At 63.2% G+C, this 1965-nt stretch carries 1 pseudogene; it reads left to right on the forward strand.

Annotated elements, in window-relative coordinates:
- Positions 1–8 precede the first annotated feature (8 nt).
- Positions 9–1965, forward strand: a pseudogene (locus XI09_RS02540) (Ulp1 family isopeptidase); the annotation flags it as partial.

Here is a 1965-nt window from a genome sequence, read left to right on the forward strand (position 1 = left end):
ATCAGGATTTGGGCCGGATGGACGAACCCGGACCGTCGTCCTCGGCGCCGCAGCCGGCTCAGTCAACTGGGATTGTGATAGGGCAGAGGAAGCAGCCTCTTTATTCCGAGGATGCTCCCCTTATTTCGGGGCTTGAGAGGGCCCTCATCAAGGGCGGGTTCAGCAAATTCGCTGCCGAGCTGTACCCAGGTTCTCTTCGTAGCTTTAGCCGTTGGCTTTTCGCAGAAAAAAAACCGAGCATTCGTGCTCGGCTCGACAACCAGTCGCTGACCGATGGCAGTGCGGTGCTCGAGTTCACCGGACAGCGGAATCCAAAGACACTCCTTCAGGCAATCGACTATCTCCGGACCTTCCGGTCGACGGGCGCCGTGCCGATCTCACAACGCGCTAAGCTGAATCCTCCCCCCCAGAACGTGGCCCTCATCAATCCCGAAGACGCGGTACTGATGGATGCAAGGCGCGTCGACGCCGCCACTGCGCAGCACAGGGCGTCGGAAACTGGCAGTCGGCCAGAGGAGCTTCCCGCGGAAGGCCGCGATCAGGATTTGCTTTTGGGGGTGATGGACGAACCCGGCCCGTCGTCATCTGTCGAGCCGGCCGCGCGCCATCACGGAGCACCGGATCCCGGAGCGTCCGTTCGTCCCTTGACCTGGCGCCAAGACCGCGGGCAATCCCCGGACGAGCTGATGGGCGCGCTTGCCAGGAGCAATCTGCCAAGCGAGGGGGACCTCATCATCCCTGATTACCGCATGGCGGAGCGCGCTTCCAGCGCGGAAGGCCCTTGGCACGCGGAGGATGATCAGGCCTGGTCGCCGCTCTTAAGCGTTGACCAAGAGGAGCTTCGACGGCTACTGGATGACGAACCGATGTCCTCGCAGCCGATCTACAATTCGGCGGAGCTTCAGGACAGCGGGGACCTGGGTGACCAGCTGCCGGGCGAAAATTTGGCGGAGCTCCTGGAGACGCTCGCTTCACCTCGCCATTCGCCCGCGGACAGTGTCAATCAGCCAGGCGCAGCCGTTCCTTGGCCATTGCAAGCTGTCGATCCCAACGGCATTTGGCCGGAGGCGGAGCAGGCTGGCCAGCTGCCGATCAACGATGAGTATGACACAGCTGAGTTGAGGCCAGCGAAGAGGCCGAGGACCGACAACCATCTGCAAGGCGTTGCCATCGAGCGGCAGTTGAGCCCGATCGGCAATTCAGGCGATCGCCTGCTGACGCCGGCCCCCATCCATCAACTGGGTGCATCGCCATGGGAAGCGCAGTCGATGATGCCGGGGAGCGGGTACGAAGACGCCACGGCGCCGCATGCGGCCGCGATATACCTCGGGGACGCCGCTGCGCAGCACAGCGCGCCGCAGGGAGCTGTCAGTTGGCCATTGGTCTTCCCGGAAGGTTACGATGGTCTGCATTTGATGGTGGAAGACAGCCCGCGGTGGCCCGGGATTCCCCCTCAGCAGGTGCAGGACATAGTCCAAACTGAAGGGCAGGAACCTGGCTGGTCCACCTCAACGACCGTGGAAGCAGAGTTAGCGCATTTTGCCAGGGCCCGCTCAGACACCGACGGCGGTCTAGAGGCAGCGGTGCGTCCGGATTCGCCCGCATCCTTCGCGTTGGGTGACACTGCTTGGGGCCCAGCGCCTGACGTTCCGCCGCCGTTTGCCAGGCCAGGACCGGGTCATCATCACGGCGCTCGACAGCTCGAAGCGCCGCAGGAGCTTGCCCCAATCCCGGTCCCGTTGGGCGAGGGAGCTTTGGCTTGGCTGACCGAGCAGATGGCGCCTGAGGATCCATCCGCTAGGCTGTCAGACATTGACCGCGGTTTCGAGGCAGAGGTTAATCCGAATCCGCCCGCACCCTTCGAGTTGCGTGACATTGCCCACTTTGCGCCGATGATGCACGCCGCCAGGGCTCCGTCAGACATCTACGGCGGTTTTCCATTGGTTGATCTGACTGCGCCCACGC

Origin of the sequence: Bradyrhizobium sp. CCBAU 11386, assembly GCF_028128955.1 — a bacterium.
GTDB lineage: Bacteria > Pseudomonadota > Alphaproteobacteria > Rhizobiales > Xanthobacteraceae > Bradyrhizobium.